The organism is Haloarchaeobius amylolyticus (assembly GCF_026616195.1).
GTDB lineage: Archaea > Halobacteriota > Halobacteria > Halobacteriales > Natrialbaceae > Haloarchaeobius > Haloarchaeobius amylolyticus.
Genome location: NZ_JANHDH010000004.1, coordinates 147,755 through 168,677, shown reverse-complemented (window position 1 = coordinate 168,677; position 20,923 = coordinate 147,755). Strand labels below are relative to the sequence as shown.

Annotated in this window: 12 protein-coding genes; 10 read left to right on the top strand and 2 right to left on the bottom strand. The window is 57.2% G+C overall.

Annotated features, from left to right (window positions below; all coding sequences use genetic code 11):
• The first annotated feature begins 306 nt into the window (after positions 1-306).
• Genes NOV86_RS22105 through NOV86_RS22090 form a run of 4 tightly spaced genes read left to right on the top strand, consistent with a single transcriptional unit; the run spans position 307 to position 9,363 of the window.
• Positions 307-1,347, top strand: coding sequence for a hypothetical protein (locus NOV86_RS22105; RefSeq protein ID WP_267644023.1), 1,041 nt, complete (start codon positions 307-309; stop codon positions 1,345-1,347).
• Entirely contained in the window at positions 1,344-4,055 is a 2,712-nt protein-coding gene (locus tag NOV86_RS22100; RefSeq protein ID WP_267644021.1) for a DEAD/DEAH box helicase, read from the top strand. The genes NOV86_RS22105 and NOV86_RS22100 overlap by 4 nt, the downstream gene beginning before the upstream one ends.
• On the top strand, positions 4,052-6,115 hold the full coding sequence (locus NOV86_RS22095) for a hypothetical protein (protein WP_267644020.1): 2,064 nt from the start codon (positions 4,052-4,054) through the stop codon (positions 6,113-6,115). The genes NOV86_RS22100 and NOV86_RS22095 overlap by 4 nt, the downstream gene beginning before the upstream one ends.
• Complete coding sequence (locus tag NOV86_RS22090) at positions 6,112-9,363, top strand: PD-(D/E)XK nuclease family protein (protein ID WP_267644018.1); 3,252 nt, start codon at positions 6,112-6,114, stop codon at positions 9,361-9,363. Before NOV86_RS22095 ends, NOV86_RS22090 begins: the two co-directional genes overlap by 4 nt.
• A gap of 59 nt (positions 9,364-9,422) precedes the next feature.
• Here NOV86_RS22090 and NOV86_RS22085 read toward each other — a convergent pair whose 3' ends face one another.
• Positions 9,423-10,457: a hypothetical protein gene (locus NOV86_RS22085; protein ID WP_267644016.1), complete on the bottom strand. Its 1,035-nt coding sequence runs from the start codon at positions 10,455-10,457 to the stop codon at positions 9,423-9,425.
• A 72-nt stretch (positions 10,458-10,529) separates the two neighbouring features.
• Positions 10,530-10,973 (bottom strand): hypothetical protein, encoded by a 444-nt coding sequence (locus NOV86_RS22080; protein ID WP_267644014.1) that lies wholly within the window; start codon positions 10,971-10,973, stop codon positions 10,530-10,532.
• A gap of 242 nt (positions 10,974-11,215) precedes the next feature.
• Between NOV86_RS22080 and NOV86_RS22075 the strand changes: the two genes are divergently transcribed.
• The 6 genes from NOV86_RS22075 to NOV86_RS22050 all read left to right on the top strand — a co-directional run bounded on the left by NOV86_RS22075 (position 11,216) and on the right by NOV86_RS22050 (position 20,920).
• The gene (locus tag NOV86_RS22075) at positions 11,216-14,386 is read left to right on the top strand and encodes an ATP-dependent DNA helicase (protein WP_267644013.1); all 3,171 of its coding nucleotides are present in this window, start codon (positions 11,216-11,218) and stop codon (positions 14,384-14,386) included.
• Positions 14,387-14,459: 73 nt separating this feature from the next.
• On the top strand, positions 14,460-15,104 hold the full coding sequence (locus NOV86_RS22070) for a vWA domain-containing protein (protein ID WP_267644011.1): 645 nt from the start codon (positions 14,460-14,462) through the stop codon (positions 15,102-15,104).
• 792 nt (positions 15,105-15,896) lie between these two features.
• Positions 15,897-16,619 (top strand): queuosine precursor transporter, encoded by a 723-nt coding sequence (locus tag NOV86_RS22065; protein ID WP_267644010.1) that lies wholly within the window; start codon positions 15,897-15,899, stop codon positions 16,617-16,619.
• Between the two features lie 214 nt (positions 16,620-16,833).
• Positions 16,834-17,298: a hypothetical protein gene (locus NOV86_RS22060; RefSeq protein WP_267644009.1), complete on the top strand. Its 465-nt coding sequence runs from the start codon at positions 16,834-16,836 to the stop codon at positions 17,296-17,298.
• Positions 17,286-17,933, top strand: coding sequence for a hypothetical protein (locus NOV86_RS22055; RefSeq protein WP_267644007.1), 648 nt, complete (start codon positions 17,286-17,288; stop codon positions 17,931-17,933). The genes NOV86_RS22060 and NOV86_RS22055 overlap by 13 nt, the downstream gene beginning before the upstream one ends.
• Positions 17,930-20,920 carry a type IV secretion system DNA-binding domain-containing protein gene (locus NOV86_RS22050; protein ID WP_267644006.1) on the top strand — a complete coding sequence of 997 codons (2,991 nt, stop codon included), beginning with the start codon at positions 17,930-17,932 and terminating at the stop codon, positions 20,918-20,920. The genes NOV86_RS22055 and NOV86_RS22050 overlap by 4 nt, the downstream gene beginning before the upstream one ends.
• Positions 20,921-20,923 lie beyond the last annotated feature (3 nt).

Genomic DNA, 20,923 nt, shown 5'->3' with positions numbered 1-20,923 from the left:
GCCTACTTATAAATTAGAAACTGGTCGGATACGATTCGAAAACCAGTCTGGAAAGACTGGTTGACTTCGGTTGGTTACGCCGAAGTCTACGCCGACCACTTGTCCGTGGCTTTTGCCAGCCACGGATAGCCCGATCGACGATGGTTTATTCGGTTATCACCGTAGGCGCACAAGGCGCCAACTAGAGATTGGGCGTCTAGGGATATTAACGTTGGGAGAATAGAAATTTCCAACCTCTGTCTCCGGGTTACTGGCAACTAGATTTATTATGACTGTCGCAGTTGGCTGTTGGTATACTGTTACGAGATGGAATCTGTCACAGATACTTTCGAATCTACTCTTGACGACGCACGGGAGTCGCTGACGGCTGCACGGGCCCGGTACCAGGCGTTAGAACAGACCGAAACAGTACCACACAGTATCGTCGACGCCTTGTCGAGCTTCGAGCGGGAACTCGAAGAACTTGATGACAGACTGGACGTCCACGGGAAAGACGTCGAAATCGCAGAACGTGTTTCAGGACGTATCGAGGCTCTTTCTGGGGTACTATCTGCTCTAACGGAACACCAGAAGACCGTCATCGAATCCGACGTTCGCCGACTCGAAAAGGAGTGGGAGTTGGTCGATTCGGTTGAAGACGGGCCATCGACAGCAGCTATCGAACAGAATTATGCGATACTGACGAAACTTGTCGAGACTGGCCGTCATGAACGGATCGCGAGTAGTGAACGAATCGATATCGACGAATTGGAAGCCGAATTGATGGCGATGCGGCACGAGACGAGAGCGCGACACCTAGACGGCGAATACGCGACAGTACTGGTCGAGCACACAGAGGAATTGCTCCCAGAAATCCACGAATTTCTCAGTGCGCTTGGAGACGAGAATGACGACCGGACCTCGTTTGCGGATGGGCTGAAACTCGTCAAGCAACGAGTTGAGCAGGCAAAATCTCGCGACGAAGGTGCTGTCGATGATGCGAGTGTTGCCTTCGAGGGTGCGCTGATGTTGCATTACACCACCGCCCGCTCGTACGCAAGCCACGCCCTGGCGTCAGCCTTGGCCAGTACGATTCGTGATACTGATTTATCGATCCAGGCGAATATAGACGAATGTGTCGCACGTGGTGATTCATCTCGGCTTCTGGAAGAGATCGGGGAGGCACTCACTGGTGAAGCAGCACAATCAACGGCAGGCCGCGTCAAGCGTCTACTGGCGGAACACGATGGGAGTGTCATGCGAACGGCTGCTGCGACTGAGTTTGATATCGATGACCTTCTCGACCATATCACTACACTGTACGATGACGGAACGATTACAGATATTACAATCCACTTCGAGCAATGAGTTCTGACGCCTCAACTGCCGACCTGCAGACTATCGACCGTGCCTGGCAGACGTTCCGTGAGAAACGGGCTGTGTACCAACAAGTAGAGGACAGCGTCGTGGATGCGGTCACGGACGAGTGCCAGAGAAAAATCAATGCGGGCAACTACGACGGCACGGCGGCACTCTCAGTGATCTACGAAGCGTTCGTCGACGAACACTGTAATCCCGACAGTGAATTCGTGACCGAGGTTTTGCAATCCGATGAACTCGTGGTTGACACCATCGACCTGGGTGAAGAAACAATCGCGCGCGAGCTATTCCAGCGGCTTATCGAACAGCTCGTTGAAGACGGTCAACTATTGTACGTCGGGACCCGGCAGGAGGTCAGGACCCACGTCGCAGAGATGGCACGGTACTTCGCGCTCATCAGGCAGCGCATCAGAAAGGACGCGCACTACTCGTTCACGCCTAACCTCGTCAAGATGGTCAAGATGGCGTCTGCCGACCGCAAGCAGCCGATTATGGGTCGGGAAGAACCCGAGGCCACCCGCTTCAGGGGACCAATCCGGAAGATCAACGAACGTGTACGCGACGAGTCTGTCGACGGTGCGTGGGAACTCGTTGATGCTGCTGGGCCGGATTGGCGCAACCTCGTCCACGAAACGATGGAGACGATGAGTGAGTTCTTCGACGACGGTCTGACGGAGGACTTCGATTCGCTAGCCGCGTATCAGGCACGTGCGTTCAAAGACCTGTATCTTGATGCCGTCACTGCCGAATCGGAGCAGTCCCGCTCACACGTCGTCACTGCCAGTACTGGGGGAGGCAAGACCGAGGCGTTCCTCTTCCCAACGCTGGCATACTGTCTCACTGCAGAGAAAGCTAACATCAGTGGGAACAAGGCACTGCTTACCTACCCGCGCCGGGACCTCTGTAACAACCAGTTCGAGCGTGCGTTCGACTACATTACCGAGCTGAACCGGCTAGAGGGGGCACTCGATGCGTCCTTCGAGGATGCACCGCTGACCCTTAGCATCCAGCACAGTAGCCGGCGGCAGGTCACCCTCGACTGTCCTCACTGCGACGGCGAGCTTTCGGTTCCTGACGAATACAAAGAAAAGCACTTCGAATGCTCTGCGGATAGTTCACACACTGTCGAGTACGTCACCGTGGACCGAGCAGCATCGGCTGATGTCATCGTGACCACTCAGAACTCGCTTCACCGACGCATGATGGACAACTACGGTCGTGAAGCGTTCTGGGACCACCCGTACCCGACAAAGTTTCTTGTCCTAGACGAGGTCCACATCTACACGGACCAGGCCGGAATGAACGTCTCGAACGTGGTGCGGCGGTTCAAGCAAGCACTCCGAAAGAAGGCCTCACAGCAATCCCCGACTCTGGTCGCATCCAGTGCAACCATTAACAACGCCGAGGATTTCACTCGACGTATCTTCGACACGAAAGAAGCAGTCCGAATCAACCCGACTGATGAAGAACAGGATACACTCAGTCGTGAGCACTTCCTCTTCGTGAAAGCGACGGACCCTCGCGAGGTCCGGATTCCGGTCGGCGATTCAATGTACGAACCGAGCGAGGACTGGAGCGAGGTGAGCCAGTCGACAGCAACGAACCTCTCGTGCATGATCCAGATTGCGTTCGCGTTCTTCCATACGATGCGAAAAGAACGCGCAGGGGACCGTCCCGGACTCGACGACAACAAGGACCGGGTGCTCGGGTTCGTCGACTCTATCGACTCTGTGAGTCGACTCGGTGGGTATGTACAAGAAGCCGAGAACGATGGCCTGTACAAGTTTCGGATGCCCGACGCGATTCTCGGGGACCGCGGCAACAACCCAGACTGTCCACGCGATCTGTTCCGGGGCGCTACCGACGACGAGTACGAGGAAACTGCTGTCTGCGAGTCGATGCCGCCGAACCCGAACGTCAATCCCTGCCCAGTCTACCAGGATGGAGAGTGTTGGTGGACGATGCGAGACCGGGAGATGGACCTGGAGGAGATGACTGTCGCGATCCACAAGAGTGGCCGAACGAAACGAGCAGGCTCGGAAGCCCCCGCAGGAGACGACTGGGACCAGCTCATCACGACGAGCGCGCTCGAGGTTGGTTTCGACCACGCGAGCATCATCGGAACGTTCCAGTACCGTGCACCCCGGAACGTTCCCGGGTTTCTTCAGCGGAAAGGGCGGGGCGGGCGCGACGCGCGTGACGAACCGATCACTGTTGTCGTGCTCGGCTCGACCCCGACCGACTCCTACTATTTCCACCACTCGAACTATCTTAGTGACCCAAGCGACAAGCACCTTGAAATTCCGCTCGACGAGAACAACCGATTCATTCGGGCGGAGCACATGACTGCGTCATTGCTGGACTATTTCAACGTCACTGACAGAGTCGACGCACAACGGTTGTTCAGCGGCACCCAGAGCGCGACAGGGCCTGACATCGGGTATCTGCGCCAGATGTTCGAAAAGCATCGACAAGAACTCTCGATCTGGCTTTCGCAGACATTCGGGGACGATTCGGATGAAATCGAGGAAGTGCTCGCCCAGTTCGAGCGGTATCTCGACTATCTCGATGAGGAAATCGACGACACCTCCGAGGAAGCTTACTGGGAGTTCTTCGCACGGATGGTCGAGTCCGGAGGCGAGTCTGCATTGCAGGAAATCGACGAGCAGATCGAGAAGGTGGGTGATGGTCGATGACCGAGGAAGAAGAAGCAGGCAAACAACTGGACGATCCCCTCCGTGTTGCCAGACTCCAGGGTATCCGGAGCTACGTCGAAGACGACAAGTACGGCTATCTGGATCTGGCGGGCATCTACAGTGCGGATCCTCTCGCTGAGACTCCGTTTGTCGTAACAGGGACGTTCATCCCCGAAGAGATTGGTGGGTCAGTCACGGTCGTGAACAGTGACAGAGACCCCGAAGAGACGCTCGCACGAGAGAACCTCAATCAGATGTTGAACAATTTCCTTCCCGGTGGGTACAAAAAGCGATGGGGGAACTTCGATCTGTGGCGCGGTGCCTGGGACCACCAGTCGAAACCCGGCCATGCAGATATTGGCCCGATGTTCGACTGGGCGGATTCGTATCCACTGACAGAGCTTCTGGGGGATGTCTCTGATGTTGCTTACACTGAACCTGATTTCGACCCACAGGCTGTTCGTGTGTACGAACCGCTGTCGGTTCGCGTGACGCAAGAAGACAAGGGGAACCCATCGTACGTATGGATTCCAGAGAAAGGACTCCCATGGATCGGGAACCCACCGATGGCGTCCGAGGACCTTTCATCTGACCCGACGACGAACTACCTCTGGTTCAAACACTCACCAGAACCATTCGATGCCGACCTGGCGGATGTCGACAGTTCAGAACTTATCGCCGGATTCTCCTTCGACGACCAGCGTGAGTTCGTCCGGTGCTACTACGCTTCACTACTGACACTGTATCCACGGAATGGTACTCGCACCCGAACAGAGACGGTGCGGTACCGAAACGAGGCAGACGACACTGACGCGTTTGTCGCCAGTCACGAGCGAAGCCAGCTATTGACGTTCGAACTCGACCGCGACACGATTCGGTCCCGCATCGAACACGCTCTGGAGACCCATCCACGCCTCAAACGAGACCTCCAGTTTGCACTACTGGAGTCAAACATCTGGAAGCGGTTGTTCTTCCACGAGGAAGCCATCGACCACGTCTTCGCTATCGACCCGCTCGTAGAGCACCTCATGGGCGTTGATTACTGGCAGCGAGAGGTCAAGGATGAGGACCTGGGCGTGTTCGGACTACCCGGGACCCGGCTCGCGAGGAACATCGAACGACTGCTGCCGGACGACTCATCGCGTCATCTTCGAATCCTCGGTCATGAGGACCGGGCTGTCTCCGATGTCCATTCGACTGTCAAAGAGAACCCCGGACCGCTCGCGGAACTGCTCGCTCGCTCTCGGAACGACGAACTGCTCATGAATTTCGCCGAACGCGTGTTCGTTCATTCTGCCGAGCATGCCCTCTCGACATGGTCGAACGACCTCACCGGGTCCGGGACCTCGTTCGAACTCTGGTATGACCTGAAATTCCAGGAGGAAGACTCTAACACCGCACGGATTGCAGTGTACGACCCAATACAGGGTGGAGCCGGTATCGCAAAGGAGGTTCACGGACACCTGCGAGAAGAGTCACCAGACATCGAATCTGGGCTCGCGGCCCAGGCACGGTGTCACTCGGCGACAGCTGACCGTGCGACAATCGATTTACTCGCATCCTATCCGGATGGGTCACTGTACGATATCTATCGGAACGACCACGAAGACTTCCTCTCACTGGTCAGGGAGACCATAGAGTCCTGGATCGACGGAAAGACCGGGTATTCGGTCGACGACCTCGTGTCCTATGTCGAGCAACGCACTCAGAGCCTGTTCGAGACACGGGAACTCGCCGAGTTCTATTCGTATGTCGCCAGTGAGTACGAGAGTGTCGAGGAAGTTGTCGGACGAGTGCCCCGCGTCGTCGATCTGGCGCTGCATCTGGACAGACACGTTTTCACGGATCCCAGTATCAAGACGACGTACGATCGCTTCGCCAACGATTCCGGCCGGCGAGACATCGCTGAACTCGGTGAGCGCCTTGGAGAGCTCACTGTCCAGTGCGTCACTGCGTGCCCGGACTGTCTGAAAACTGATCCGGGTCTCTGTCTTCACGGCACCGGCCAACAGGAAGCACAGCTGAATAGACGGCTACTTGCGGCGGTGTTAACCCAATGATCACGTCGTTATCGACAGTTCTAGAGGAAGTCGGCGAATCGCCAGGAGACGAACAGACTATCCGGTGCCGTGTCCAGAGCCAGCCACTCCCGGGTGAAACTGGTGGAAAGAAGACGGTTTACCATATCGACGATCCGTACCACGACACCGATGAGGAGGTTTTCCTCTCGTTCTGGACCGAAGAATCGACTGCACACGCTACCCTCGAACGGACGGCACCCTACGTCCTCTCGACGCTTGATATCCCAACTGGTGAAGACCTCGAACACGGCGGTCAAGAGGGTGGGTCTCTTCAGCGAGGTGAAGAACTCCTCGTGCGAGCAATTCCGAACCGGCGCCAGAGCGATGGCGCACTGTATCTGAACGTGACGTCGTTCGTCATTCGGACACCAGATAAACTCATCAGCAAGAGCAAACTCCGGACGCAAGACCGCTGTCCACGGGAATACTACCTTCGATACGTCAAGCAGGTGTACCCTGGAGACAAGTTCGATTCGGGGACCAGTGACAAAATAAATCGGTTTCGTGGAGATGCAATCCACAAAGCTGTAGAACTGGGATTACAGAACCACGAAGACAGGTTCCGTGCCAGGTCGTGGACCGAGGAGGACATCGAAGAGTTCTGCGAGTCGATGTTCGACTCGGAGTTCGGGTTCAGACAGGCGTTGCTAATCATAGCTGGGGCCGGGCTAGACGTCAAGGAGCACGTCAAGGAGGCAGTGTCCAAATTGTTCCAGAACGAAGAGTTCTGTGAGCGTATCGACGCCGCTGAGTCCATTGATGCCGAACGATTCCTCTCGCAGGAGTTCGGCTATGCGGGGAGAGTCGACATCATCCTTGACGACGTTCCGCTCGATATCAAGACGACACGGAACCCGAGTCAAGACCTCGTCGAGAAACATAGTCGGCAGGTGAAACTCTACTTGTTCGGCCTCCTCATGGAACGTATCGAGCCAGGGGCCTCGTTCAACGAGGCGATTTCGAACGGGCTCTCGGGAGAAATCGTCTATCCGAACACACCAGACGATTCGGTTCGGTTCGAAGAAGTTACTCTCACCATGGACGATGTCGAAGCGTTTCTGACCGCCCGAAACGATGTCATCGCGACTGGTGATGCTTTCGCGCCGCCGTCGACGTACAATCGAGACTGCGAGGGTTGTGCGTTCGCGAGAGATGAGTGGCTGTCAGGCCCGGATGATGCACTCCCCCCCGCGTGCACGTACCACTGTCAGAACGAACGCCGATGGCCATGCTACGATACGACCGGCGAACTCACCTCCGAGTGTTCACTGTTCGACTCGTGCGACCAGCGGACCCAATACCGAATTCCGGATGTGATCGACCATTACGAGAGCGTTCGAACCGCGTTCCGTGCTGAGGAATCCGCCCGGAAAAGCGCGAAACGCATTGTGGATAAACTCGACGACGATGTCCTCTCCGAAGCTGGGTACCTACTCTCCGAATTGGAATGCGTCGGAGCAACAGCTGCGGGCACAGTGATTCGATTCACGTCTGCAAACCCAGTTGTCCCGGCATTCGAGCCTGGAGATGTGGTCGAACTCGAGCGTCCATCCGTGGATGTACGGGGAAGAGCAGTGTTCTACGGGGTGACCGACGGCGAGTATCTGTTCGGGCCGCTGGATGACAGCGTCAGTCTCGCCCAATTCCTCGGGGACGGAGCTCCTGCGAGAGCCCGATATACGTTCAGCGTGGAGTCGGTACAGGACCGGTACTTACCATACCTCGACTTTGCGCAACGGCGGAACGAAGGGGAACCGAGACAGACGACGCGAGACGACGAAACCACCCAGGGCGTCCCAGAGACAGTCGACCCCGCCTCTCTCCCAGAGTATCTGGACCGCGAACAGGTGTTCGTCGACGTGCCGGTCAGCACGAACCGGCACGAATCCATCGCAGAGATCGTCCGGTCACTGGTCACTGCCCCACACCCCCTTCTCGATGAAGAAACGACTATCCCTGATAGCGAGTGTCGGACTCTCGTCCTCGGAACGCGTCCCGAACTGGTCGAAAGTGCCGTTGCCGGTCAACCTGCTGGTGATCACTACAGACTGGACGGTACCGGCGGAGACAGAACCATCCAGAACGACGATGGCTATCACCAGATCCAGACTCGTCTCCTGGATTCGCGCTCGATAGTTTCGACCGTACAACAGGCGACGAGCAAGGCCGGGCCCGGAGGCATCCGCGAGTTCTTCCACCGACTGCAGACCGCTCCATTCAGCGACCGTGAGCACACGTCGAACTTTTTCGACTCGCTGGTCATCCTCGGCGCCGAGCGCCTCACAGAACCCGAGTACGAATTCCTGTCTGATATCGCAGACCGGGTGATTGCTGTTGGCGACGTTCGCCGTACCGGTCCCGACATTCTCAGCAGTGCCGCGGCAGGCGCGAACCTGGACGGCTACTTCGAGACCGAGTTCGAACGATACAGGTCGTTCCCCACGAGCGATGCCGTCAGTCTCCAGATCTCAGGCGAGGCACCACCCGCTCTCCGACAGTTCTATCGTGACGGACCGTGGGAGGCCCTCGATGGTGACCTTGCGTTCCTGAGCGTTCAGGGTGACGAAGAGACCGTGCTCGAGACCGTCGAACTCGAGTCGACCGTGCCAGCTGCGAGCGGTTCTGGCAAACGACTCGTGTTCGACGTCACGGACACGCCATTATCACCGATGGCTGCACACGAATTATTCGAGAATCGAATCGAACTTGATGCGACCGCACTACAGTCAGAGTCGGTCGTCGTCCTCGACGACGAGAGCCTCTACCTTGAGTCGAAAACCCCACTCGATGGTGGCACTCCGTCCCACCACAGCGTCGTCGTTCGCGCCGTTGCAGCGGAGCTTCCACAGTTCAGTCGCGCATTACTCTCGAACAGCATCGCTGAGCGGATCGTCGCAGAGGTCGTCGACCAGAGAGATCCGGATGTAGTTGTCACCCCCTTCGAGCGCCACGCCACCGGAATCAAACGGGAACTCATGGAGCGTGGAATGGACGTCCCGGTCAAACGGCCCGAGTCTCTCGACGGGACGATAGTTGACCATGCAGTGGTTAGTTTTGCGACTGCGAATGATACTGGGATAGTGCGCCCCCCACTCGACGATGCGGCCGTTCTCTACTCTATGCTCTCGAGTGGCCGAAATCTCACGATGGTCGGAAACGGCCCAACGCTCCGTTCGAAGGACGTATTCGATCGCCTAATCGACACCGCTGAATCATATCGAGAGTAAGGAGCTACGACAAATTCACCGCAGGGAGGTCGGGCCCTCAGAACGGGGTTCTCATCCGTTCAGAGACTGGTCCCATTGAGCAAGTGATTCTTCGAGCCTGCGACGCGATCACTGTCTCCCTCGTCCTCCTCGTACTGTTCGACCACACCGGAGATGCGTTCACCCACGCCTGTGATGTGAACCGTTGCCTTCCCTGATTGCTTCACCTTCGACGTGAGTTGTATCGTATATCTGCCCTTTGCTGGACTCGCAGTCTGGTTGTGTGCGTACACCTTTGCTGCGACGCTGTCACCTGCACTCGGGAGTCTCCCCCTGTAATCCGAAACTCTCCCGAATAGATTACCATTCGACCGCTCCGTGATCCGTACACTCACTGTTCCCGAGACCAGTGCCGGCTTCGAGAGGGTGACAGCGAAACCGTTGTACTTCGCGACTGCTCGTTCCTCCCCTTCGGTTACATTCGCACTTACAGTCGTCCCTTCTATCGGGAGGTCACCAGCGTCGGTTATCATACCGGTACTTGGATCCCCAATCGCCTCGACCCGAACTGTCACCTCGGTCTGACACTTCGCTTCGTGCCCTGTATCGACGGTGACCTTGCTGTCGATGACTGTGACCTTCGACTCTCCCTTGATGGTCTGGGCACGGACTTCGTCGCCAATGTCGAGGCCCGACTCCAGCGTTTCGACGACGCGACCGAAAGCTAGGTCGCCCCTCATCTTGGCGACTTCGACGCGTGCCCGCTCGAGGGGCGTGACCCCGGGTACGATGAGGCGCTCGATTTGCGTGGCACTCCCGGCAGACGACTCGCCAACCGAGTCAGCGACCATGCGCTCGATGGAGACCTCGATCTGGTCACCCGGAGCTGTATGCCTCTGGTACCCACCGGGCTGTTGCGTTACGTACGCGACGCCCTCTTCGATGCGCTCGACGACTGATTGAATCTGACTGCCGGGAGTCAGATTATATCCGGGTACCTTCGAAGCCACTTCGATGGTCTCGATGTTGGACCACTCCTCGGGGTTGCCCCGGACGCCCCGGTGGCTGGCTTCGATGATCGATACCTGAATCCTATCGTCTGGTTTTAGAATCATATCGGGATTTTGTACCTCGTTTTGAGCGCTCGGGAAGTTGCTTTGCCTGGATAGCGGGAGTCGAATACGTCCTCAGGCAGATTCATCGAATATCCCGGGCGGTGCGGTCGGTAGTTTGTTCACCGCGATTTCGTCTGGCTGGAGGTGGTTGGAAAGTGGCGAGGTCGTTACGAGATTTCGAACGACCTTCGCTCGCGCCTCGGGGACGTTGCGAGACCGAAGAAAGTCAGCGAGAGCCTGAAGCTCGTGAGCCGACGGGTCGTTCGTATCCTCGATATCAGCCACGATACTGCGGTAGTTGGACTGGTTCGGGAACCATGCGTCTCCACACGCGACCAGAATCCGTACGAGAAGATCAGAGACAACGTCCCCACTCGTGTAACCAAGTTCGTCTTCGAGCAAGACCACACCCGGGTCGTTGAGCGACAGCTGGTATCGGCCACCCGGCAGCGAGACCTTGATTTTCTTCCGGTCGTTGCCATCCTCCATCAACGTGGGCTGGTTCGGGTTCTTCATGGAGTCCTGAGTCCTCTGTCATCAATCTGGACTACTCCACCTGTTTTAAACGAGAAATGATCGCACGAACCACGTGATTCCTACTTTATATTGGTTGGCCCAGTTCATCCGAGCGAGAGGATTGTGACGACACATCCGTTACCAGTCTGATTCACCGAAGGCTACAGTGGTCCGCTGTGCTCGAATCTGGACCATTCAGGCACGGACCTGATAACGACTCCCATCCACAAAGATTTCTCATAATGACTTCAGACGCACACCCCTCGACTGCCCTGCCGCTATCGGAACAGGAATTTCTCGAAGCACTGGAGGGCGCCAACGCCGAGCGTTTCGACGACCCTTCGTGGTCATTCAACGACGCACAGCGACGCGCAATCCTTCAGGGGCGTGGACCACTCCACGTAACTGCGGGACCCGGAAGTGGCAAGACCGAGGTTCTGGTTGCGAGAACGCTGAAACTGCTGTTAGTGGACGAAAGTGAACCTGGAAGCATCCTCCTGACGACATTCACCGAAAAGGCCGCACAGAGTCTCGAAGAACGAATCGTCGACCGACTTGATGCAGTCGGGTTCGGGGATGCTGTCGACACCAACGAACTCCGTGTGGGGACGTTGCACTCGCTCTGTAACGATATCATGCAAGAGTACAGGTACCCCGAGTATGCGAACGTCGAGTTGCTCGACGAAGACGGTCAGCAACTGTTCATGCACGACAACTGTGCATTCGTCGACTACCTGCGGGGGAAGGATCTGGACGCCGAAGAGTGGGACCGGCTTCCTGCTGGAGGGGTCGATACGAGCGATGACTGGCAGTTCTTCGAGGAACTGTTCGGGTGGGGAGTTTCAACGGAATACGGACCAAACAAGTGGCAGTCGACCGAGGTGGCGTCGAAACTCTTTAACCGTGTCTCCCAGTATCGGACCTCGACGAACGAGCTTCGCAGCCACGACGAACGCCCATGGCGGATGTGTGCAGAGGGACTCGAAAAGTACCGGGAGACCCTCCGAGAGAACCAGCGCTGTGACTTCGCGCGCCTTATCGAACGGTTCATCGACTTCCTCGGTCACGACGCTGGTCGACGGTTCGTCGAAGGTGAACCGGAACGGGACCGACCACCGCTCCAGCACGTCCTTGTCGACGAATATCAGGATACCAACCCGCTCCAGCAGGAGTTGTACTTCGAGTTACTGGAGACGCTGAAGGAACCGAACCTCACGGTAGTCGGTGATGATGATCAGGCTCTCTATCGGTTCCGTGGCGGGACAGTCGAATGTCTCATCCAGTTCCCCGAGCGAATTGAATCCCGGTTCGGGACGCCAGTCGAGACCGTTCAGCTCAAGACGAATTACCGTTCGACGACGGACATCATCGACTGGTGCAACCGTTATGTGGGTGAGCATCCAGAGATGCAGCAGGACGGCGCTCGAGCGGCAGGAAAGGAGCCGATGTTGGTCGGTCGCGAGGGGACTGAAGATATCGAGAGCGTACGCGCGATACTGGCGGGCGAGCAAGACACCATCCCTGCCTCGACCGCCGCTGAACTTGTCGACGAGTTAGAGTCGGTGGGGTACATTGACGATTACAGTCAGGTCGCGTTCCTGTTCAAGAGCACGAAGGAGACAGACAGGTGGGCTGGTCGATTCGTTGAGGCATTGCGCGACCGGGACATCCCGGTACACAATCCCAGGAACAAGGCGTTCCTCGATCAGGACGAGATACGCTTTGCTCTCGGTGCAGTCGTCCGGTGCCTCGACCCCAGTCTCGATGGGATGGAGAAGGCACGGGTCTGGGGCCGACTCACCGAGCAGATCGAAGACTGGCACGCTGACTTCGAGGATTACGTCGACCAGTATGGCGCGACTGAGCTTGCAAAGTACACCGAGCGTATGGCGAGCGATATCCGAGAGACCGACTCCGACGATTCTCTCGGGATGAATCTCCTCGACGTCTTCTATCGTATCCTCTCGTTCGAGCCATTCGTGGGATGGATCGAGAGAGACGACGAACCCGCCCGTGGGAAGCGGCTCGGACGACTCTCCAAACTATTCGACTCGTTCGCAAGTGTTTCCGGACGTTCAACCCTTCACCCCTCCTCCAGAGCGGACTCGGTCTCTACCAAATTCCTCGGCTCGTTCTACTACCTCTTCTGTGGGTATCTTCACTCGACAGATTTCGACGAACCCGAGGACCCGCACGACCAACTTCCAGCTGAACACGTGCAGGTGATGACAGTCCACCAGGCGAAGGGGCTCGAGTTCCCTGTCGTGTTCGTGAGTGACCTCGATAGTGAACCGTGGACGTTCGGTGGGACGTACTGGATAGAGGAAGAACTTACATCCTATGCTGACATCTCGCCGCTCGGCGACGAGGACTCCCGCTCGACCCGTGACGAGATTCGACGGTTCTACGTCGCGTACTCACGAGCGGAAGAGGACCTGTTCTTGTTGGATACTGAAGATGCCCCAAATGACCTTGCACTTGGATACGAATCCGGACAGGCACTCACACCGGATTGGTTCGATGGGTTACGCCGCGTCGATGACCCCGCGGAATTCGCACGGTCTATCGACGGATCGGTCGGTGCGTTCCGGAAAACGGAGTTGAAACGGCGATACAGCATCACCGGGGACGTGCTGGCATACAGACGGTGTAAACGCCAGTATGGCTACTACACCGACATGGACTTTACGCCCAACCACGTCACCCAGCTGTTCTTCGGGCGAGTTGTCCACGAGACGCTAGACCGGGCACACCGCCACTATGCAGGTGAACTCGACGGTGTAGATGCCGGGACGGTTCCCTCTGATGAGGACATCAAGAGCTACTTCAGGGAAGTCGCGGAGGCGTTGAAGGCTCGGAACGTCTACCCGATGACCGAGAAGGCCGAGAAGACTGCACTCGAATACATACAGCGATTCAATCGGCGGGAGGGGAACTCTCTCTATCCCCGTGTCCTGGACACGGAGCATCGATTGCAGAGCAACCGCGACGAGTTCGTCCTCGAAGGCGTTGTCGACGTTCTGGCCGGGAAGCAAGGTGAACGTGAGGTATGGGACTACAAAGCCGGAAAACGCCCAGATGAAGGTGATGAACTTGCAGATTATCGCGCGCAACTGTACACGTACGCTGAACTCTATCGGTACAACGAAGAGTCCTGCCCTGACCGAGGTGTGATCTACTTCCTCGGCGAAGAAGATCGAGACGACGCTCGCTTCGAATTGGCGTTCGACGACGAGAAGATCCATGACTCCCTGGGCGACTTTGAGGAGACGGTCGACCAGATTCGAACCGACAGAGAATCGAACAACTGGTTCGATATCGACGCAGAAGATGTCCCTTCAGAGGGTACCTGCGCAGAGTGCGACATCCGCTGGAGTTGCAGGGCCCGCCCGGAGTACTCATTGAACGACTGACTCTCATCTGATACTCGCTTTGCTCACCACTCGATTTCTACTTTTTATAGTAGGACAGTCTCATTGGAGTGAGATGGACACACACGTCACCTTCGTTCTCGACTCGTCAGGTTCGATGGCCAAGATCGAAGCCGACACCGTCGGCGGGTTCAATTCCTTCTTGGATGAACAACGGGGGGAAGAGGGCAATGCGACCGTCAGCCTCTACGACTTCGATTCCTCTGTCGACCGCGTCTACCACGGTGAAGACATCGAAGAGGCACCAGAACTCGACGCCGAAACGTATACCCCAAGCGGTCGAACAGCACTCCACGACGCTATCGTGACTGCAATCGATGGTACTGAATCGTACCTCGCGGCACTCGACGCAGCTGACAGACCAGAGAGTGTCGTGATCGTAATACTGACTGACGGCAAAGAGAACGCGTCCGAGACGTCACAACAGACGGTCCGGAACCAGGTCGAGTACCGTCGAGAAGAACTCGAGTGGGAGTTCCTGTTCATCGGCGCGAATCAGGATGCTGCACTCACTGCTGAGGGGATGGGTATGGACTCGAAGAAGTCACTTGACATGGCTCACAGTGGGGAAGGAGCTCGCTCTGCGTACGAGTCGACGTCGAAACGGATCAGCAACGCTCGCCGTGCCGGTGAGACTGGTGGGTTCGATGAAGACGATCGTAAACGCCAGTCCGAGGCAGGGCGGTCGGACACGGAGTAGGAACTCGACTGTGATTTTCGGGCCTTGGTCAGCCGCTTGCGAGTTATAAGAGGAACTCCGCTTGGTATCGAAAGTGTTCCCTGTTTCTTGTTTAAGTAGGGTGCTGCAATTCGTTCGACTGGGGGGTACGAGTTGCCGACGGCAGGTTGCCGACGCTACCGCAGTGGTGAGCAGCTCGAGGAAGCGCTGGGGGGTCGCTGATGGATTCGATGCTGCTCTCGTGGCGTCGTTGCCTGCTTCACTCGTGTCGATACAGGGGGTTCCGATTTCTCTCTACCTTCCCTTCTTCTTCCACACGGCCTCTCTGATGACTGCTGACTCAGCTATTGCTAGAGAAGACGAGGTACGATTGTTTACTCTCGAGGTGTATCTCTACGTTCCACGCATGTTCAGATACGGTTGCGAATAAGCGTCCCGTCTGTTCTATATCGACTCCTCATGCAGGCTATAGAGGTAGAATACAGCGAAGCCAGTGGTACTGGAGTGCTTGACTTCGCCGTTGCAGGCCGAAGTATAACATTGACCTGGATTGGGACGGAAGACGCTGATTGGACGGTCGAAGGAGTCGCCCGGATTAAATGCTGAGGAGGACCCGATAGTGCTCTATCCTGTCGGCGATTCCTTCGTATGTGATATCGACGTGAGGCTGAAGAGGCGAACCTCAGTCCTGTTTGCGATCGCAGCACAACTGGGCAATATACGAGTGCTTCACTTTCAGGATGGGGCGACATTCTTTATAGCATTGGGATAATCCTTGAATATGACTCGAAGAGCACCAGAGGGGGTGTGGCGATGAACTCGACGACGAAATCGACCATCGAAGTCGTGCTAATCGGTCTATTCATTACTGCAATAGTGACTGCCCAACTCACCGCTTCGAAGGTGCTGGCGTTTACCCTCCCCTTTAGTCTTCCAATCACAGGAGCAACATTAGCGCTGCCAGGCGCTGCACTCGCGTATGCACTCACGTACTTCGCCAGTGACTGTTACGCAGAACTCTACGGAATGGAGGCTGCACAGCGGCTCGTTCTCGTTGGGTTCGGCATGAATTTCGTCTTGCTCGCTCTTGTCTGGTCGACTATCGCGGCACCGGCAAGTCCGGCAGGAGTTGACCCTGGCACGTTCGAAACTGTCCTCGGTGCGAGTACAAACATCATCATCGGGAGTCTCGTCGCATACGTCGTGAGCCAGAACTGGGATGTCATCGTGTTCCATAAAATCAAGGCGTATACGCATGGCGAGCATTTGTGGCTCCGCAATATCGGGTCGACAGCAACCAGTCAGGCAATCGACACTGTTCTCTTTGTGGGAATCGGGTTCGTCGTGGCGCCGGCCGTACTTGGAACGGGAGGAGGCACGCCTCTCTCTATTGCGATTCAACTGATAGTGGGGCAATATCTGCTGAAACTCGCAATCGCCGTTGCCGATACTCCTCTAGTTTATGCTGTCGTTGGGTTAGCAAACGAATTCAGTGCGCCTGTCCGGGAGTATCAAACTGGGGAGAGGGCTGATTGACTTCAATAGGACAATCCACACAGCGCCAACCGGGATATCGGACAGTATCGCAAAGTGTACCGAACTGAAATACTTCGTTTCAGCCCATCCCAGTTCCAAATATATGCATTTATACCAGATAACGCCAATCTAGGTAACCTATCAGCAAGTTGAGGATACCTTCGCCCCCGGCTTAGACAGGTTTATTTTATATCTCCTTAAACTATATTTAAAGATGCCTCGGAGAGATAACCAGATCGATGTATACCTCGACACGGATCTGTATCAAGAGGTTGTGGCACGGGCAAATGAGGCCAATAAGTCGAAGTCAGGTTACGTCGCCGAGGTTCTCGAGGCGCACGTCCAGAACGACCTCATGACCGAAATTGGTCACGAGGCCGCCGTCGAGCGTCGAATAGAAGAACTCGTTGCACACGCAACCGACGAGGTGACTGACGCAACGAACGGGCTTGAGGAGGCGATTCTGCAGACAGGCGTCTATTCAGTCGCTGCATGGGAACTTGTGAAGGGAAATCACGGGGAAGTGGCACGCCAGAACGCGATGCAGGCTGGCCGGCGACGGGTTCGGGACCAGGCCAATCAACTCGGCAGCGACTTGGACCTAGCCGATGAGCGGCCCTCCAGCCGTCAAAACATGGACGAGCAGTCGACGGACGATGATGACGGGTGGTACTTCTGATTACGAAGACCGATTTCCAGCGCGGTGGTGCGGCCGACCTCCTCGCGTACATCCGCCGGGACAACGGGAAGAAAGTCCCGGTGAGGGATCACACCGGTCGAGAACTCGACGCCCGGGCGCGCGAACGGTTCATCGGGGTGTCAGAACGATACGACATGGAACGCCACTTCATTGTCGCACCAGACCCGAAAGCTGCCTACGGCGCCCGCGAAGTCGACCGGAACGTTCGGTCACTCATGCGGGAGTGGCGAGCAGACAGGAAGGCTACGGAGTACGTCTACGCAGTTCACGACAGCAAGGAGACGCCTCACGCGCACGTGGCGGTCACCGGGCACAAAGAGCAGCTCTACATGGATACCACTGACCTCGAGTCCTTCGAGAGTCTCGCCAGAGAGGTGTTCAAAGAACCACAACGGGTCGCACAGCGACTCGAGGAACAGTCGGCGAAGCGTGACCTGAACGCTGAGAGGAAGCAAACTATCGAACGACCTAGAAAAGAGCAGACCGAGAAGGCGTTGCAGTACGACCCTACTGCACTCCGCTCCGAAGCAGAAGATGAGGCGTCGAAACAGGAGGAATCGAGGACAGCTGAGTCAGCCCGCTCGGCTACCCCAGAACGGGGAGCTGAGCGATGACTGGTACAGGTGGGAAGACAGGTCCGCCGGCTGGCTTCTTCGATGAGATTCTCACGCTGGCTGGAAAGGTCCTCATCGCCGTGATGTTCCCTTGGCTGTCGCTCAACAGGGATGCGCCACTCTCGACTCGCCTGTGGCGCTGGCGGTACGTCTACGGGCTGTTCGGCGTCCTCACACTCTTCGTGTCTTGGGACGGGCTACTCACGGGAGTCTATTCGCCACTCGCGCTTGCTGTGGCACCACACGTACTCGGACTCGCGGTTCTCTTCTGGATAGAAACCGTGGGACCGATCGCTGGCGTTGGCATCCCCTTCCTTGAGGTCGCCGATAGATGGGTGCTGTGGGGACTCGTACTCGGGAGTGGTGCTGGCGTGGTGCTGCAGGTGCTGCGCTACAAGTCGCCAATCTTCGGACTCTCAAGTATCACTTACCACCAGAGCGAGGACGAATTAATCGCTCCCATGGCTTCAGTGAAGACCGGCAGCGAAGGGGCCTCCGCACTGCCGAGGCTTGACCCGGATGTGTCGACCCTTGCGATTGGCGAGACGGGGAGCGGGAAGACATCCGCACTCGAGCTTCTCGCCTACCAGTTCCCCTACGAGGCCGAGACGGCCGTCATCGCACACGACTTCGGTGATGACTTCCAGACGTTCTATGAGGACCTCGGCTTCGAGGTACTCAGAGTCGCCGTGGAAGACGCTGATGGTATCTGGAATCTGTTCGCAGACGTTGAGAAGGAGCGCGATTTCAGAGAACTCGCGGGAGCGGTTTTCGGTGAGCCACAGGGATCAGACCCGTTCCACAGACCGGCGAAGCAGGTGTTCGAAGCAGCCCTTCGCTACGTCCACCGTGGCCCTCCGGCAGCAGAGAACCACGACACGCCCACACACGAGGACCTCGTCGAGTTCCTCCGACTCGACCGAGAAGTGATGCAGGAGCGACTCCAGCAGTACAGCGACCTTGCACCGAGCGCGGCACATCTGGTTTCGGAGACCGGAAAGTCGGCGGTGAACGTCTACCAGACCATCCACGAGAACGCCAGTCAGGTGTTCGTCGGTGACTTCGCCACTGCCGGTGCGTTCTCGATACGCGAGTACGTCGAGAATCCTGGCGGTCGTGTACTGGTCGTTGACTCTGCGGCGACGGAGATGGAATCGGTCGGCCCGATGTTCCGGCTGCTCCTGGACTGGGCGATACGGTTCGCGATGGAGTCTGACAATCCAGTGAACTTCATCCTCGACGAGGTCGACCAGCTTCCACCGCTGTCGCAGTTACACGTCCTGACGGCCCGTGGGCGGTCGGCACAGGCCAGAGCTTTGCTCGGGATCCAGACGGTGGGCCAGCTCGAAGCCCAGTATGGGAAGCGAAGCGACGGCATCCTCGGGAACTGCCCCCAGGGAGTCTACTTCAGCGGCGGCGAGCCCAAGACGACGGAGTACATTCAGTCAGAGGTCGGCCACCAGCGGCAGCGCGTCAGGTCGACGACTGTCCGACGCAACAGCCGCGCTGGTACGTCGGGGAGCGCCGCGTCCCGCTCGCGGACTGTCAGCGAGAACGACAGGTATCCGGTCGTCTCTGGAACCCTCAAGGCGTTCGGAACTGGGGACTGTATCGTCAAGAGCAGGGAGGACTGGTGGCTGGGTCGAATCGAGCAACTCTCCGCGATTCGTCATCGCCTCGTGGCAGACCCCTCGCCACCCGACCACTCGCCGACTCCCGCTCTGTCCTCACCTGATGGGCAAGACAATGCTTGCACTGGTGGGGATGACACTCGGTTTGTCGAAGACCCCGGAGAAACGCCCTCGTCGACGAGCGATATCGACGAGCCCCTCCCGCTCCCAGCTCCCGACGAGGTTGGTGGGGAACTCGAACGGTTTGTTGACGACGGTCCCACAACGCAACCCCCGACAGACTCGATAGGTGGGCCCTCGTCTACTGAACAAGAGGAGGTGAGGGAACGTGAGGAAGAGAGAGCCAGTTTCGCGGTCGAATCTGCAGTCTACCCTGCTGATATGCAGGACCATCCACAGTGGCTCACCTGGAAGGAGACCGACGATGGACGGAAAATCCCGCGAGCCCCCTGGGTGAGCGAGTGGCCCGATAAGTATGTGAGTGCCCAAGATCCTGACTGTTGGACGACCTTCGGGACTGCTCACCGCGCGGCAGGGAAACACAGTGGTCACAAGATGGCGTTCACCATCAGGAACCGTAGCGAATTCCCTACTGAGCAATACGTGCTCGTCGACTACGACTCGGTCCGGGACCCCGAGACTGGCGCGATTCACTCAAGCGTCCAAACGCACATCGACTGCGCCGAGAGCTATACCGATATCTCCACCTCTGGGTCCGGCGTGCATATCCTCTGTCAGGGGGAACTTCCTGAGGGCGTAAAATCCGTCGACGCATCACTGCCGACAGATTCTGGTTTCCCCAACGCAGAAATCGAGGTCTACGACTCGGCCCGGTTCATCGCGATGACCGGCGAGCATCTCGCCGAGACACCTGCACAGACGAGAGAGTGCCAGGACTTCATCGACGAACTCGTCGACGAGTTCGCGACGGTCACGGATCAGGCGCCGGATCAGATAGTCCATGAGCCAATTAAAGACCGTGAGTCGATCGAATCACTCACCAGTACCGACGACATCCAGGACGTCCTTGACGCGATTCAGCACGTCCGTCCCAGCGATATCCGGCTCCGGTCGACAGTAACTGAGGAACGAGCTGATGGGTCGAAGTCTCTCGACCCGTCTTGGGAACGGTCCGAGAGCGGGACTCGCCTCGCGCAACTCCACGACGGGTGGGTCTATCGGAAGGGAATGCACGGTCTGGACGCGATACAGGTGGTCGCACTCGAGGAGCGAATCATCAACCACCCTGGCGACTACCCGAAGGGCGATGACTTCTGGAACGCAGTGAAATCCCTCCGTGACCGCGGGGCGCACATTCCGATTTACGAACCTCGAGAAGGGAAGGTCACCGAGTAATCT

Bases quoted from the DNA above. Each gene is read 5' to 3' on its own strand.
- NOV86_RS22090 (WP_267644018.1), top strand. From the start codon at position 6,112: ATGATCACGTCGTTATCGACAGTTCTAGAGGAAGTCGGCGAATCGCCA.
- NOV86_RS22080 (WP_267644014.1), bottom strand. From the start codon at position 10,973: ATGAAGAACCCGAACCAGCCCACGTTGATGGAGGATGGCAACGACCGG.
- NOV86_RS22050 (WP_267644006.1), top strand. From the start codon at position 17,930: ATGACTGGTACAGGTGGGAAGACAGGTCCGCCGGCTGGCTTCTTCGAT.
- NOV86_RS22095 (WP_267644020.1), top strand. From the start codon at position 4,052: ATGACCGAGGAAGAAGAAGCAGGCAAACAACTGGACGATCCCCTCCGT.
- NOV86_RS22070 (WP_267644011.1), top strand. From the start codon at position 14,460: ATGGACACACACGTCACCTTCGTTCTCGACTCGTCAGGTTCGATGGCC.
- NOV86_RS22105 (WP_267644023.1), top strand. From the start codon at position 307: ATGGAATCTGTCACAGATACTTTCGAATCTACTCTTGACGACGCACGG.
- NOV86_RS22060 (WP_267644009.1), top strand. From the start codon at position 16,834: ATGCCTCGGAGAGATAACCAGATCGATGTATACCTCGACACGGATCTG.
- NOV86_RS22085 (WP_267644016.1), bottom strand. From the start codon at position 10,457: ATGATTCTAAAACCAGACGATAGGATTCAGGTATCGATCATCGAAGCC.
- NOV86_RS22065 (WP_267644010.1), top strand. From the start codon at position 15,897: ATGAACTCGACGACGAAATCGACCATCGAAGTCGTGCTAATCGGTCTA.
- NOV86_RS22100 (WP_267644021.1), top strand. From the start codon at position 1,344: ATGAGTTCTGACGCCTCAACTGCCGACCTGCAGACTATCGACCGTGCC.
- NOV86_RS22075 (WP_267644013.1), top strand. From the start codon at position 11,216: ATGACTTCAGACGCACACCCCTCGACTGCCCTGCCGCTATCGGAACAG.